The sequence below is a fragment of the Rhizobium sp. BK512 genome (assembly GCF_014194915.1).
Taxonomy (GTDB): domain Bacteria; phylum Pseudomonadota; class Alphaproteobacteria; order Rhizobiales; family Rhizobiaceae; genus Rhizobium.
On record NZ_JACIAS010000011.1, the window covers coordinates 184,012 to 197,040 of the forward strand.

At 61.4% G+C, this 13,029-nt stretch carries 15 protein-coding genes; 8 read left to right on the forward strand and 7 right to left on the reverse strand.

Annotated elements, in window-relative coordinates:
* Positions 1–978, reverse strand: coding sequence for a peptidase U32 family protein (locus tag FHX06_RS31485; protein ID WP_183882130.1), 978 nt, complete (start codon positions 976–978; stop codon positions 1–3).
* Complete coding sequence (locus FHX06_RS31490; RefSeq protein WP_246715713.1) at positions 969–1,454, reverse strand: SCP2 domain-containing protein; 486 nt, start codon at positions 1,452–1,454, stop codon at positions 969–971. The genes FHX06_RS31485 and FHX06_RS31490 overlap by 10 nt, the downstream gene beginning before the upstream one ends.
* A gap of 122 nt (positions 1,455–1,576) precedes the next feature.
* Between FHX06_RS31490 and FHX06_RS31495 the strand changes: the two genes are divergently transcribed.
* Positions 1,577–3,085, forward strand: coding sequence for a UbiD family decarboxylase (locus FHX06_RS31495; protein WP_183882134.1), 1,509 nt, complete (start codon positions 1,577–1,579; stop codon positions 3,083–3,085).
* Positions 3,069–3,707: a UbiX family flavin prenyltransferase gene (locus tag FHX06_RS31500; protein WP_113204052.1), complete on the forward strand. Its 639-nt coding sequence runs from the start codon at positions 3,069–3,071 to the stop codon at positions 3,705–3,707. Before FHX06_RS31495 ends, FHX06_RS31500 begins: the two co-directional genes overlap by 17 nt.
* Here the strand turns inward: FHX06_RS31500 and FHX06_RS31505 are convergent.
* Positions 3,662–4,342 carry an NnrU family protein gene (locus FHX06_RS31505; RefSeq protein WP_113204051.1) on the reverse strand — a complete coding sequence of 227 codons (681 nt, stop codon included), beginning with the start codon at positions 4,340–4,342 and terminating at the stop codon, positions 3,662–3,664. The genes FHX06_RS31500 and FHX06_RS31505 overlap by 46 nt on opposite strands.
* Positions 4,343–4,559: 217 nt before the next feature.
* On the opposite strand from FHX06_RS31505, the gene FHX06_RS31510 reads away from it, so the two are divergent.
* The 5 genes from FHX06_RS31510 to FHX06_RS31530 all read left to right on the forward strand — a co-directional run bounded on the left by FHX06_RS31510 (position 4,560) and on the right by FHX06_RS31530 (position 8,305).
* Positions 4,560–5,102, forward strand: coding sequence for an iron transporter (locus tag FHX06_RS31510; RefSeq protein ID WP_113204050.1), 543 nt, complete (start codon positions 4,560–4,562; stop codon positions 5,100–5,102).
* The gene (locus FHX06_RS31515) at positions 5,102–5,449 is read left to right on the forward strand and encodes a cupredoxin domain-containing protein (RefSeq protein ID WP_113204049.1); all 348 of its coding nucleotides are present in this window, start codon (positions 5,102–5,104) and stop codon (positions 5,447–5,449) included. The genes FHX06_RS31510 and FHX06_RS31515 overlap by 1 nt, the downstream gene beginning before the upstream one ends.
* Positions 5,446–6,300 (forward strand): FTR1 family protein, encoded by an 855-nt coding sequence (locus tag FHX06_RS31520; RefSeq protein ID WP_113204048.1) that lies wholly within the window; start codon positions 5,446–5,448, stop codon positions 6,298–6,300. The genes FHX06_RS31515 and FHX06_RS31520 overlap by 4 nt, the downstream gene beginning before the upstream one ends.
* The gene (locus FHX06_RS31525; RefSeq protein ID WP_113204047.1) at positions 6,297–7,676 is read left to right on the forward strand and encodes a 4Fe-4S binding protein; all 1,380 of its coding nucleotides are present in this window, start codon (positions 6,297–6,299) and stop codon (positions 7,674–7,676) included. Before FHX06_RS31520 ends, FHX06_RS31525 begins: the two co-directional genes overlap by 4 nt.
* 341 nt (positions 7,677–8,017) lie before the next feature.
* A complete protein-coding gene (locus tag FHX06_RS31530; protein WP_113212891.1) occupies positions 8,018–8,305 on the forward strand; it encodes a hypothetical protein in 288 nt (95 codons plus the stop codon).
* 66 nt (positions 8,306–8,371) lie between these two features.
* On the opposite strand, the gene FHX06_RS31535 is transcribed toward FHX06_RS31530, so the two are convergent.
* The 3 genes from FHX06_RS31535 to nirK all read right to left on the reverse strand — a co-directional run bounded on the left by FHX06_RS31535 (position 8,372) and on the right by nirK (position 11,250).
* On the reverse strand, positions 8,372–9,067 hold the full coding sequence (locus FHX06_RS31535) for a Crp/Fnr family transcriptional regulator (protein WP_113117620.1): 696 nt from the start codon (positions 9,065–9,067) through the stop codon (positions 8,372–8,374).
* Entirely contained in the window at positions 9,057–10,019 is a 963-nt protein-coding gene (locus FHX06_RS31540) for an SUMF1/EgtB/PvdO family nonheme iron enzyme (RefSeq protein ID WP_183882136.1), read from the reverse strand. Before FHX06_RS31540 ends, FHX06_RS31535 begins: the two co-directional genes overlap by 11 nt.
* A gap of 82 nt (positions 10,020–10,101) precedes the next feature.
* Positions 10,102–11,250, reverse strand: coding sequence for a copper-containing nitrite reductase (gene nirK, locus FHX06_RS31545; protein WP_113212893.1), 1,149 nt, complete (start codon positions 11,248–11,250; stop codon positions 10,102–10,104).
* A 200-nt stretch (positions 11,251–11,450) separates the two neighbouring features.
* Here nirK and FHX06_RS31550 point away from each other — a divergent pair, with 200 nt between their 5' ends.
* Positions 11,451–12,668: an NnrS family protein gene (locus tag FHX06_RS31550; protein ID WP_113212894.1), complete on the forward strand. Its 1,218-nt coding sequence runs from the start codon at positions 11,451–11,453 to the stop codon at positions 12,666–12,668.
* Between the two features lie 43 nt (positions 12,669–12,711).
* Here the strand turns inward: FHX06_RS31550 and FHX06_RS31555 are convergent, their stop codons facing one another.
* Positions 12,712–13,014: a DUF6522 family protein gene (locus FHX06_RS31555; RefSeq protein WP_113212895.1), complete on the reverse strand. Its 303-nt coding sequence runs from the start codon at positions 13,012–13,014 to the stop codon at positions 12,712–12,714.
* Between the last annotated feature and the right edge of the window lie 15 nt (positions 13,015–13,029).

A 13,029-nucleotide genomic window follows, 5' to 3' on the forward strand; every position in this document is an offset into this window, starting at 1 on the left:
TTACCTCCACCGCTTCTCATAGGCGCCATGCGTCGTCTCCAGTCCCTCGCTGAGGGCCTTGAGACGGGCCATGAGTGCGGGACGATCGGCGGGTGCGGCTTCCATCGTGGCGCGGAGCGTCGAAACGACCTGCGAGATATAAGCCTTGCCGCGTTGGCGCCCCTCTACCTTCAGCGCTGTGACACCGGCTGCCTCGAGTTCGTCCAGCTGGTCCATGACATCGAGAGAAACCGGGTCCTCGAAGGCGTAGGTCTTGCTCTTGCCGATTTCGAAGCGCCCCTTGCAGAGGGTTGGATAGCCGGCCGGTTCCTTCTCGGAGAACCTGTTGATCGTAAACCCGCCCAGTTCCGATACCATGTCGGTACCCTCCTGCCGGTAGCGGACGTGGCTTGCCGGCGAGCAGACGCCGTTCATGTTGGGTGATTTTCCGGTGGCGTAGGAGGAAAGCGAGCAGCGCCCCTCCGCCATGACGCAGAGGCCGCCGAAGACGAAGACTTCAAGCTCGCAAGCTACGCGACGAGCGATGCGGGCAATGTCGGCAACCGTCAGCGTTCGCGGAAGGACAACACGCGCTGCGCCAAAACTTTCGACCAGGTAGGCAAGCGCGTCCGGATTGGAGGCCGAAGCCTGCACGGAAATATGCAGGCGCTGATGCGGGTGACGTTCGGCGACATGGGCCATCAGGCCAAAATCGGCGACGATCAGCGCGTCGGCCCCGGCATCGGTTGCTTCCTGCGCCCGGCGATACCAGAGATCTTCCCGCCCCGCCGTCATGAATGTGTTCAGTGCCACGAACGTCTTGACGCCTCGGGTGCCGGCATAGGAAACGGCCTCTCGAAGCTCCTGCAGATCAAAATTCAAACCTGGGAAGTTTCTGGCGTTCGTTTCGTCGCGAAAGCCGCAATAAACCGCGTCCGCACCTGCATCGACGGCCTCCCTGAAGGACGAGGGGGTTCCGGCTGGGCATATCAGTTCCATCCGGCACCTTCGGCTTTGAGTGCACGGCGCCGGATGGATGAGAGTGCCGCCATCACGGGACGGCGAATTGGCCCCGACATGTCTCCGGCCAGTTTCACCAGATCGATTCCGCTGTCGTCGAGCGCATTTCGAAGTGCGAGCACAGCTTCCATATTGCCTGTCACGGCAAGCTTGCGGGCAAAGAAGACGGCATCACCATCCAGGCGGCCCTCGGCAAGCCCGAGCATCAGGAGCAGGGGCCCACTGATCTTGGCGTCCGTTTCCGGTGCGCGCCCGCGCCGGAAGGTTCGGATACTATCTCCGGCAGGCCGGATCACGAACTCGAAGGCAAGGTCGGTGGGGGCAAAGCCAAAACACGAATAACGATAATCCCCGAGCCGGTCGAAGAGCCGGGGGTGGGATTTGAGCACCTGCTCGAACAGCAGGGATGCGGCGCGGGCCGCGATCGGCAACGGCACAATACCGGCCGCGGTCATCAAGCGGGATGGAACAAGCATTGAGGCCTCTTCTCGTGAGAGTGGCACCCTAGGGCCTGTCGCATTCGCCCTGTTTGTTTTGAGACAAAGACAGGAGCGGTTTCCTCGCCGATTGCATCCCCATGCTAAACGATGCGCCCAAGATCAAACGTCATGCCGACCTGCAATCCTTCATTCGCGAGCTCGAGCAGCGCCGGCTGCTTCTGTCGATCGACGAACCCGTGTCGCTCGTCCACGAACTGACAGCCCTGCATCAGCATGTCCTTGAGGAAAACGGGCCGGCCCTTCTCATAAAGGCACCGATAGACGCCGATGGACGGCGCAGCCCTATCCCTGTTCTCGTCAATCTGTTCGGTACCCGGGAACGCATAGAGCTTGGTTTCGGGGTCGGACAGGGTAGCCTCGGGAGACTGGCAGAGGATCTCGCCGATCTTCGAAACCCTTCTGCGCCAAAGTCGCTTGCAGACGCCTTGAGCAAGCTGTCGCTGCTAACGGCCGCAAGTCGCATGCGGCCGAGGCATCGACGCACAGCCCTGTCGCAGGAGGTGATCTACCGAGGAGCTGAGATCGATACCCGCATGCTTCCGGTCCAATGGTGCTGGCCAGGTGAGCCGGCCCCCCTGGTGACATGGCCGTTGGTGATAACCTGCGATCCCGACGATCCTGACGACGTCAACGTCGGCATCTACCGGATGCAGGTTCGCGACCGCTCCTCCCTGATTATGCGCTGGCTTGCCCATCGCGGCGGCGCAAAGCACTTCCGCCAATGGCAGCGACGCGGTCAGGACATGCCAGTGGCGATCGCAATCGGCGCCGACCCTGCGACGCTGCTTGCCGCTGTCATGCCCCTGCCCGAAGGCGTGAGCGAACTGAACTTCGCCGGTCTTCTGCGTGGCGCGCGCACGCAGGTCGTCAGCGCTCTGACCGTGCCGCTCGACGTGCCGGCCTGCGCCGAGATCATTCTGGAGGGGCACGTGTCGATCGATGAGACTGCGCCTGAAGGCCCCTACGGCGACCACACCGGTTATTACAACAGCGTCGAACCCTTTCCGATCGTCCGGTTGAGCGCCATCACCACCCGCCGCTCGCCGGTTTACCTGTCGACCTATACCGGCCGCCCGCCGGACGAGCCTTCCAGGCTCGGGGAGGCGATGACAGAGCTGTTCGTCCCGATCCTGCGGCGACAATTTCCCGAAATCTGCGATCTCTGGCTGCCGCCAGAGGCCTGTTCCTACCGCACGGCGGTCGTCTCCATCGACAAGCGGTATCCGGGACAGGCGCGCAGGGTGATGATGGGGCTCTGGTCGATGCTGCCGCAGTTCAACTACACCAAGCTGATCATCGTGGTCGATGCCGACATCGGCGTGAGGAGCTGGGAGGATGTCATGTGGGCCGTGTCCACGCGGTTCGACGCGTCGCGTGACCTGACGGTCCTCGAAAACACGCCGATCGACTATCTCGATTTCGCGTCACCTCGAGCGGGTCTCGGAACGAAGATGGGCCTCGACGCCACCCGCAAGATCGGGCCGGAGAGCGACCGCGAATGGGGTCGCGAACTGCGCATGCCGTCAGACATCGCGGCGCACGCAGCAACAACATGGGAAAGGATCAAACGTGACATCGTTTCATGAGCAGCGCGACGTCGTACTGGCGGTTACTGGAGCCTCAGGCGCGGCTATTGGCCTTGCTGTCCTCGATCTCTTGTGCGGGCTCGGCGTGCGGGTCCATCTCGTCGTCACGCAAAGCGGTAAGCGGACCCTTTTGCACGAGGCTGGGGCCGACGCCCATGACGGGATGCTGCCAAAGGCCTACAGAAGCTACGACAATGGCGATATCGGCGCGACCATCGCCAGCGGCTCGTTTCCTGTTGCAGGAATGATCGTTGCGCCTTGCTCGATGAAGACGCTGGCCGCAATTTCAACCGGCCTTTCTACAAGCCTTGTCGCGCGTGCCGCCGATGTCCAACTCAAGGAGAGGCGACGGCTTGTGCTGATGACGCGAGAGACGCCCCTGCATCTCGGGCATCTGCGCAACATGACATCAGTTACCGAAATGGGCGGGATCGTGATGCCGCCGGTCCCCGCCTTCTACAATCGCCCGCAGTCGGTGCAGGAGATCGTAGATCACCTTGCCCGTCGCGCCGTCGATCTCCTGGGCCTGCCGGTCGCGCCGCTGGCAAGCGCCTGGTCCGGCGAGGCGGACTTCAATCAGCCGAAGATGGAAATCGGGTCGGCGCCAAAGAGCAGGGCGTGACCGCCCGCAAGGAGCAGCCAGGCGACCAGCGCGATCGTGGCCACCGCTGCTGCCACAAGCGCCGTGTCCGATTTCGGCCGGACCCCGGAAACAAACGCCGCCAGGGGCCAGACGGATGTCTGCGCGGCGTAGACCTCCCAGTGAGCGCCGAGACGCTTTCTCGCCCGGCGCTCGGCCATCGGAATGCCGGCGAGTGCGAAAAGCCCGAGACCTCCGAACAAGAGAAGCGAACGCAAGTCCCCGTTGGCGACGACATGGCCGAGTGCCCAGAGAGCAAATCCCCATTGCACGGGATGTCGGGTGATTTGCGAAACCGCTCCGGCCGGCCCCGCCGAGCGGATCGATATGGACAGGGGATTTGCGCTCATCAGACCGGCAAGCACGAGAAAACACCCGACCGGCGCGAGCAGGAAGGTCATCGCCGCATGCCAGGGACGCAGCTCCCACAGCGGGACATAGTCGAGGGCAAGTGCTGCGGAAAAAAGCCAGACCAGCGCCGCGAGCGAGACAACGGAATAGCCAAGGATATAGGTCGGCTTGCCGATCGACCGGATGATACGAAGGCGAATGTTCGGGATCGCCGGGATCGAATGCAGCATGAGAAAGACACCAAACGCGCTGACGAACTGGATCACGTGATTTTCCCCCTTTGGCGAAGGTGATGTATCGGTCACGGCCCGCCACAGCTTTGACCAGAGTCAAGCAATGGGCGACCCGTTGATGAGATTTGGGTCGCGTGCGGCCGGCAAAGGCCTGCCCGACGCTAAACCGCGCATCTTTGCGCCAGCGCAAAGAGCAGGGCGATCGCGCTGTTAAACGTGACGGCAACACTCATCTTTAGGGATTGCCATCATGCTCCGCGCTGCCAGCCTATTCGCCGCTCCTCTCGTTCTCATCGCAATGCCGCTTGCCCTGAAGGCTGCCGAATATCCGATCGGCTCACCTCAGATCGCAGCGGGCATGGAAGTCGCAGCGGTCTACCTGCAGCCGATCGAGATGGATCCGCCCGGCATGATGCGTGCTGCAGCGGAGTCCGACATTCATCTGGAGGCGGACATCCACGCGACTGCCGAAAATGCAAATGGCTTTGCGGAAGGCGACTGGCTTCCCAACCTGCATGTGGAATACACGGTCAGGAACCTCGACAATGGTGAGGAGCAAGTCGGATCGCTGGAGCCCATGGTCGCGAGCGACGGGCCGCATTACGGCGACAACGTCAAGCTGTCGGGACCGGGCCGCTATCAGCTGGAGCTCAACGTTCATCCGGGCGGTCACGGCGAGATGTCTTTCGGACGCCACGTCGACAAGGAGACAGGCGTTGCTCCCTGGCCCGGCGCTTTTACGCTGAAATTCGACTTCGTTTTCGCCGGCATTGGCAAGAAGGGCGGTTATTGATGCGCGCCATCGGCTGGTTGATGCGGCTGCTGGCTGCAGCCGCGCTGATGGCACCTTGTCAGACCGCCTTCGCCGAAGAGGAAGATCCGGTTTTCGAGGTTCATTTCAGCAATGGCGTCGTCTCACCATCGGTCATCGAGGTGCCTGCGAACACCCGTTTCAAGCTCGAACTCCACAATGACGGTTCGACCCCGATCGAGTTCGAGAGCATTCCGCTGCGCAAAGAGAAGGTTCTCGCACCCGGTGCATCGAGTTTCCTCGTGTTCCGCTCATTGCGCGAAGGGAACTATGCCTTCTTCGATGATTTCCATCTCGACATGCCTCCTGCAGCGCTGGTCGCCCGATGAGCGCGGATCTCACTCTGCAGACATTCGAGATCGCTTCGGTGGTCTGGCGGGAAAGCTTCGAAGCCTTGCTGGTTGTGGGGATACTGTTGACGTGGTCCGCGAGGGCGGCGCCGGCGACACGTGGACGGGCAACCAGTTGGATCCTTGCCGGCGCTGGCGCCGGCCTCGCGCTCGCCCTGATGCTGGCGCTGATCGTGAGCAGGGCGAGCGATATCCTGGAAGGGGATGGCGAGGATATCCTGCAGATGATCATGGCAGCATTCGCCGCTGTCCTCATGCTCAGAATGGTATTCTGGATGCGCGCGATGGAACGTGGCCAGACCGGAGATCTCGCAAACAGGGCCGTCCGGCACGCAAAGACCGGTAACTGGCTCGGGCTTGCCACGCTGGCAGCGCTTGCGGTGGCCCGGGAGGGTGCGGAGACGGTTGTCTTCCTGTTCGGACTGATGGCTTCGTCGCAAGGCTGGCAGGCCGGTTTCGTCGTCGCCGCGGGCCTGTCTGGCTTCGTGCTTGCCTCGATCAGCTTCTGGGCGTTTAAAGCCGGGTCGAAATTGATCTCCAGGACGGTGCTTTCGCGCGTCAGCGAGGTGCTGCTCCTGATCCTTGGAAGCGGGCTGACCATGCTTGTCGTCGACAAGGTGATTTCGCTTGGAATTCTTTCGCCGATGACGGAACCACTGTGGGATTCAAGCCGGTTGCTCAATGATGGCAGCGGTTTCGGCGCCTTTCTCGCCGGTCTGGTGGGCTATCGCGCCCGGCCGGAGCTTCTTCCTCTTCTGAGCATCGGCTTCTACTGGATGATCGCGTCTCTGGCCTATGCACCTCCTCTGCCCGGCAAGGCGCCTGCATGACGTCTTCTCTTCGCGCCGCACCGGCACTTGTTGCCAGGTTCGGTGATGTCCTTCTCCGCCATCAGGCGGCTATCCGGCGTCTTCAATGGGTAATGGTGGCACTCTATGCGGTGCTTCTGACGGTTCCGCTCCTGCTGCCGCTTCCCACGCACACCGATTATGTGTGGAGCAATGCCGTGCGCTTCGCACAGTTTGTCTTCTGGGGTGTCTGGTGGCCGTTCATCATCCTTGCCACCGCGTTGGTGGGCCGCTTCTGGTGCGGGATCCTGTGCCCGGAAGGTGCGCTTTCGGAATTTGCCAGCCAGCGCGGCGCCGGGCGGGCAATTCCGGGATGGATGAGATGGTCCGGCTGGCCGGTCGTGTCCTTCGTCTCGACTACGGTCTATGGGCAGCTGACAAGCATCTACCAGTATCCGAGGCCCGCCGCACTGCTGCTTGGCGGCTCGACCTTCGCAGCCATTGTCATCGGCGCGCGCTATGGAAAGGCAAAAAGGGTCTGGTGCCGGTTTCTGTGCCCGGTCAACGGCGTATTCGGGACCGTTTCGAAAATCGCGCCTTTGCATTTCCGTGTTGACCCCGACAGCTGGCGCATCGGGCAGCAGGGACGGTCGAACGCCGTCAATTGCGCGCCGCTCATCCCCATCAAGACCATGCAAGGCGCTAGCGCTTGCCACATGTGCGGCCGGTGCTCCGGTTATCGCGGAGCGATCCGGCTTTGCTGGCGCAATCCGGCGAGCGACATCGTCCACGGGTCGGGCCGGCTTGCGACCATGTGGGAGACAATTCTGATCGTGCCGGTTCTGCTCGGGCTGGTTCCAGCCGCCTTGCATTGGTCCGATAGCGGCCTCTTCCAAGTGATCCGCCTGTGGCTAGTCGAGCGATGCCTCGATCTGCATCTGGCCTGGCCGCTTTCGCAGCGTTTGCCTTGGTGGATGCTGACCGACTATCCCTTGGCGAATGACGTCATGACACCGGTGGATGCCTTGACGCTTCTGATCCTTCTGTCGGTTTCGATCGCCGCGGCTACGCTGATGTTCGGCATTCCCGCTGTGGTATGCGCAAGAATCCTTCGGGTGAGGGGACGTTTTCCTCACCATATTGTCCAGGCGCTCATTCCGCTTGCTGCGGCCTGTCTCTTCAGCGGGCTGCTTTCGCTGACCGTCTCGCAGTTGCGCTCCGACGGCGTCGTCATACCCTATTCGGATCAGTTTCGCGGCGGTATTGTTCTTGCTGCGGCCGCCTGGTCCGCAGCCTTGGTCTTCCGGATCGGTGCCTTTTACGACACGCGTCTTGCCAACAGAGTGTGGGCGACACTGATCATGGCCGTTCCGATTACGTCTTTCTCGATCGCCTGGATTGCAGCCTTTCTGAGTTGACGTGCTGCACCGGTCACGATGCCAGACCTGGAGTGTGCAAGCTGCGCGAGGCAAAACCGGCGGGCCTGACCGTGTCGGATATCTTGTCAGGCGGGCTCTTGGTGAGGTCAACGTGGCGAGCCGGACGACGGCGTCGGCGTCTTTTGATTTCGACGATGAAGGGCTTTTGCGATGTAGGCACCGGCATTCCTTTCCTTATGTCCGAAACGCGACCACTCGCCGCGAACCATCGGCTGAGTTTTACGGTGTTCGGCCTTCTTTCTCTTTGATGGACATCAAAGACGTCGAAACACCAGCCGCTATGCTCTGGTCCATCGTGGACGAAAGAGGAGGAAGCCTGGATGTTGCCGAGGTTCATCACTGCATTTCTGAAATCTACCGGAGAAACAGGTGTCGTGCTGATGGAGCACGAGGGCGCACAGCGCGTGGTCATCATCGATCGCGATGCCTTGCGGGAGATCAGCAATCCGCCGCGCGCCGATGAGACAAGACTGCAGGAGCATGTCGGAACGATATGCGAAATCGCCGCCTCCAAGATGCGCCTGCAGCCGCACCCGTCATTTTCCCGGATAAGGGTATCGAAGGACGATATCGAGGCGTGGAAGGCGTCGCACGACACCTTCCACTAGGGCAAGCCAAGCCACGACGGGACCGGGCTCGGTTCAAATCCTTCCGGGCAGTGTGCCGCGTGGCCGTTAGTCGTCTTCGCCTTCAGCAAGTCTTAGAAGACGCTGCGGATCGGTGACCGTCAGCTTCTGCCTGCCACCCTCGACGATGCCCTTGCCTTCCCAGGCACTCAGGATTCGCGACACTGTATGCAGCGTCGTGCCCGTCATTTCAGCAATATCCTGCCGCGAAATCGGGAAATCGATTTTGATCGCGGTTCCGACCGCCTTGCCGGCCTGTTTGGACAGACGCAGCACGGCATGGGCAACCCGCTTTTCCACTTCTTCGGTCGACATCTCGCGGATGCGCGTGTGCGCCTCCTCAAGCCGCTGGCCGATCGTCTGCATCGCAGTCATTGCCAGGCGAGGGTTCTGCTCGACGAACCGCGACCACATGTCGGTCGGCCATCCGAGGATGAGACTTTCGGCCGCGGCAGTGGCGGTGCCCGGATAGTCCTGTCGGCGCAATGCCATGGCGAAGCCGAACAGGTCGCCCGGATGCACCATCCTGACGATGATCTGCTGGCCGTCATGCGTGACCTGCGTGACCTTGAGCCTGCCGTGCAACAGCAGGAAGAACGATTTTGCGGGTGCTCCCTGCTCGAATACCGCATCGCCCTGGGCGATACGGCGCGGTGTGGCATGCTCGAGCATGGCGTCGAGATCGGCATCCGTCATGCGCTCGAAAAGCGGCAGTGACTTCAAAACTATACGGTCAACTTTCATCGTCGCCCCGCTGAACTCCTCTGAAAATGGCACCGCCGATCATATCGGTCATGGCGCTGCGGGTGAAGTCTTCGATACTCTCAAGGAGGCCTGGTCGACGGGCGAGCCGGAAACCGAGATTGTCCGGGGGGCTGCCGACCGAGCATCCGCCGCCTTTGGGATTTCTCACAAAGGTGCTCATCGGAGCGCGGTGCCTGCCGGCGGCGATCATGATGCCGCAATTCACCGGATCAGGCTCGTCGACGATGGCTTGCTTGTCGAGGTCGATGCGCCTGTTGCAGGTCGAGGTCCATTCCCAGATGTTCCCGCCGAAATCGGCAAGGCCGGTCTGGCTCACGCCGAACGATCCTCTTGGCTGCGGAGCCGGGTCGCTCGAAGCGGTGCGCCGTGCCTCGCGTTCATAGTCTGCAAGCCAGCGCAACGCAGGGTTTTTGCTGTCCGCATCGACGCCGAGTGCATCGTCGGGATAACGATCGGCGGCAGCATAGGCGAGATCGAAGTCGGTCGGAAGTTGCCAATGTTCGCCCGTCTTCTGCGACAGCCAGCTCGCATAGCGCAGCGCATCCTCGTAACTGACACCGGTGACCGGCGTGTCGTTGCCGGCGGTCGCGCTTCGTCCCTCCGGCTCAGGGCAGGCGCCGCCGGCCACGCAACGGTCATATTCGGAAAGGCTGGTCTGATATCTCATGATCGTCAGAGGCATCCGGACACGGACCTTATGCTTCGGCGCGTCGACCGCCAGGCCGCTGCGGAAATACTCGGTCGCGTCGCGGTACTGGAATTCGTGGGGTACAATTGTGACCACCTCGGGAGCAGCAAATGCAGCGTCGCGCCGCCCGATGTTCACGAGCCCCGCCTCAACCGCAAGCGTTGCGGAAAGGACCGCAAGAAGCACAAGCGGAAGTGCGATCGAAATGCCGGAAACTCCTGCAGTCTCGGCGTGCGGTGTCATGTCCTTTTCGCAACATGCGCCCCCTTTTTAGAGAAAACAAACTGTGCAGGCCGCCCTCACGGCCTGCACAGTCCCATCAAGGTCAGCTGGCCGACGGCGACTTCACCGAAGTCATCAGATCGTCGTTCCAGTCCCCGGTGACCTTGAAGTGGGCAGCCGCACCGAGTTCGAATGCCTCGATGAGGTTGTGGTTGACATAGGCGTAGATGCCCGGCTGCGCGAAGGTGTAGAGCGCAGCACCCGCCGTGCCGCCCGGGATGAACCAGGTCTCCTGGTCCACGTCGGGCACGTTCGCAAATTTGCCGGTCGCCCAGACATATTCGCCATGGCCGCCGATGAGGTGTGGCCGCGTATCGCGATTGGCCTGCGAATGGACGATGAGCACGGTCTCACCGACCTTGGCGGTCATGGCATTGTCGCCCGTCAGCGCGCCGACGGCGCCGTTGAAAACGATATGGGTGGGGGTCAGCGTCTTCATGACGGCAAGCGTATCCTCGTAGGCCTCGCCGGGACTGTCATATTTCTTAAATTTGCCGTCCTCATCGCGCGGGATGTAGAAGTCCTGCTCGCCGACATAGTAGATCTTGTCGTAGACGAGGGGTTTTCCGTGACCGTCGGTGAGACCTTCACGTGGAAGCACCATGATTGCGCCGTTCATCCCCGACGTGACATGCCAGGGCACCATGCCGGGAGGCGCGCAGTGGTAGACGAAGACGCCTGCCTTCGTCGCCTTGAAGCGCAGGACGGTGCTTTCGCCGGGGCCGACGACCGTCAATGCGCCGCCGCCAAGCCCGCCAGTTGCAGCGTGGAAGTCGATATTGTGCTGCATCGTGTTCGTTTCAGGATTGACCAGTGTCAGTTCCACATAATCGTCCTGGTGCACGACCATCATCGGACCAGGCACCGAACCGTCGAACGTCATCGCGTTCACCTCGGTCCCGTCCTTGTCGAGCAACATCTTCTTTTCCTGGATGGTCAGCGTGAATTCCTTGATCTTCGGCCCACCCTCGGCTTTCTGCCTGTGGGGGTGGACGAAGGGTGGCTTGACCAATTCGACCTTCTCGCGCTGAAGCTTGGTGAAGTCGACGGTCGGCGCCTTCTTGGGCGTGTTCGCTGCCACTACCTCGTCGGCATGGGCAGCGTTATTCGCGATGATGATGGGCGTCAGCGCTCCTGCGACAGCAGCGCCCGCAAGCATCGTGCGACGGGTCATTTGCAGAGTATTCGTCATTTCTAATCTCCCGTAGTCGAAGAGCGAGCGAATGCCGCCCGGTCGAGAAGGAAGGTAGTAGAAACTCCGATGGACTCTTTGATTTGGAGCAAACTGACTGTTTGTGTCAGCGCAAAGTTCTGCTGCCGCTATTTGCGTAATCTCAACGACTACCCCAAGAAACTTTTGCATTGCTGTGTCGTCAATCTGGAGACACGGAAATGAAAAACACATCGGATGCCACGCGAGATCTTCCGCGCGGCATGTCGCGAACCGGACCGGTGCTCTTCTCCTACGGCTTCCGGCCCTTCTTTCTGGCATCGGCGCTTTGGGCCATCGTAAGCATAGCCCTATGGATGGCCTATCTCAGCTTCGGCGTTCCCGTCGCATCGGACTATGGGACATTGTACTGGCATGCGCATGAGATGCTGTTCGGTTTCGCGCCAGCCGTTCTGGCCGGCTTCCTGCTGACAGCGATCCCGAACTGGACCGGACGCCTGCCGATTGCCGGCAGGCCGCTGGCGGTGCTGTTTGCGATCTGGTGCGCCGGCCGTATCACCATGTTGCTCAGCGGCTCGATCGGGATCGTGCCGGCCGCCGCCGTCGACAGCCTGTTCCTGCCGGTGATGCTCCTCATCTGCGCGAGAGAGGTTGTGGCTGGAAAAAAATGGAAGGATTTGAAGGTCATCGCCGGGCTTTTCACCCTTTCGCTCGCAAATGTGCTTTTCCACATCGAGGTCATCGCCGGCGCAGGTCCGGAACTGGCCATACGTTTCGGGATCGGTGCCTACGTGCTGCTCGTGACGATTGTCGGGGGGCGAATCCTGCCGAGTTTCACCCGCAACTGGATCAATCAGTTCGGCCGTACGGACTTTCCGGTGCCGTATAACAGCTTCGATGCGGCAACCATCATCATCGGTGCTGTCGCGTTTGTCCTGTGGGCGTGCGCGCCGGATTCGACGGCAGCGTGCGGGACGGCGGGTGTCGCGGCGGTCCTCAACATGATCAGGCTTGTTCGCTGGCGCGGCTGGACCACCTGGCGGGAACCCATCCTGTTCGTCCTGCACGCCACTTTCCTATTCGTACCGTTCGGTTTTGCCGCCATTTCGCTTCAAGCCGCAGGGTGGCTGCCCGAAGTGGCCGTGCTGCATGTCTTCGCGATCGGCACGATTTCGATGATGATGCTCGCAGTGATGACAAGGGCAACACGCGGCCATACCGGGCGGAAACTGAAATCGAGCCGGATGACCAATGTCTCCTATGTCCTGCTTGGCTGTGTTGCCCTCGTTCGACCGCTTGCCGAACTCATCCCGGCGCTGAGCACCGAGATACTTGCTGTGGCGGCGATCGGCTGGACGGCGGCTTTCGGATTGTTTGCACTGGAACATGCGCCGCTCCTATGGTCGGGGCGCAAGCCTCTGACGATGAGGGGAGGTTGACCTTGCCGGCATCGAAAAGGCCGCACGAGCGGCCTTTTTTCGTTCAGCCGCGCCGGCCTCCCGCCACCACACCCGAAAACTGCATTTCTTCGCTGAGCACGCAGCCGTCCTCGTTGACGATCGCAATCCAGACCCGATTGCCGATACGGACGGAAAGACGCCGCTTGCCGGCGTCCTCACCGGCGCCGATCTCCACTCTCGAACGGACAAAACCCCGGCGCAGATGATCCAGCAGGAGGTCGGGCGTAAGGCCGAAGCGCCCTGCGAGCACGGCAGCCTCGACAATGGGGCTGCCGTCTGTCAGCAATCCAAATAGGCTCGTCCTATCCGCAAAGTCTTCGCTCATGGCCTTTCCAATCAA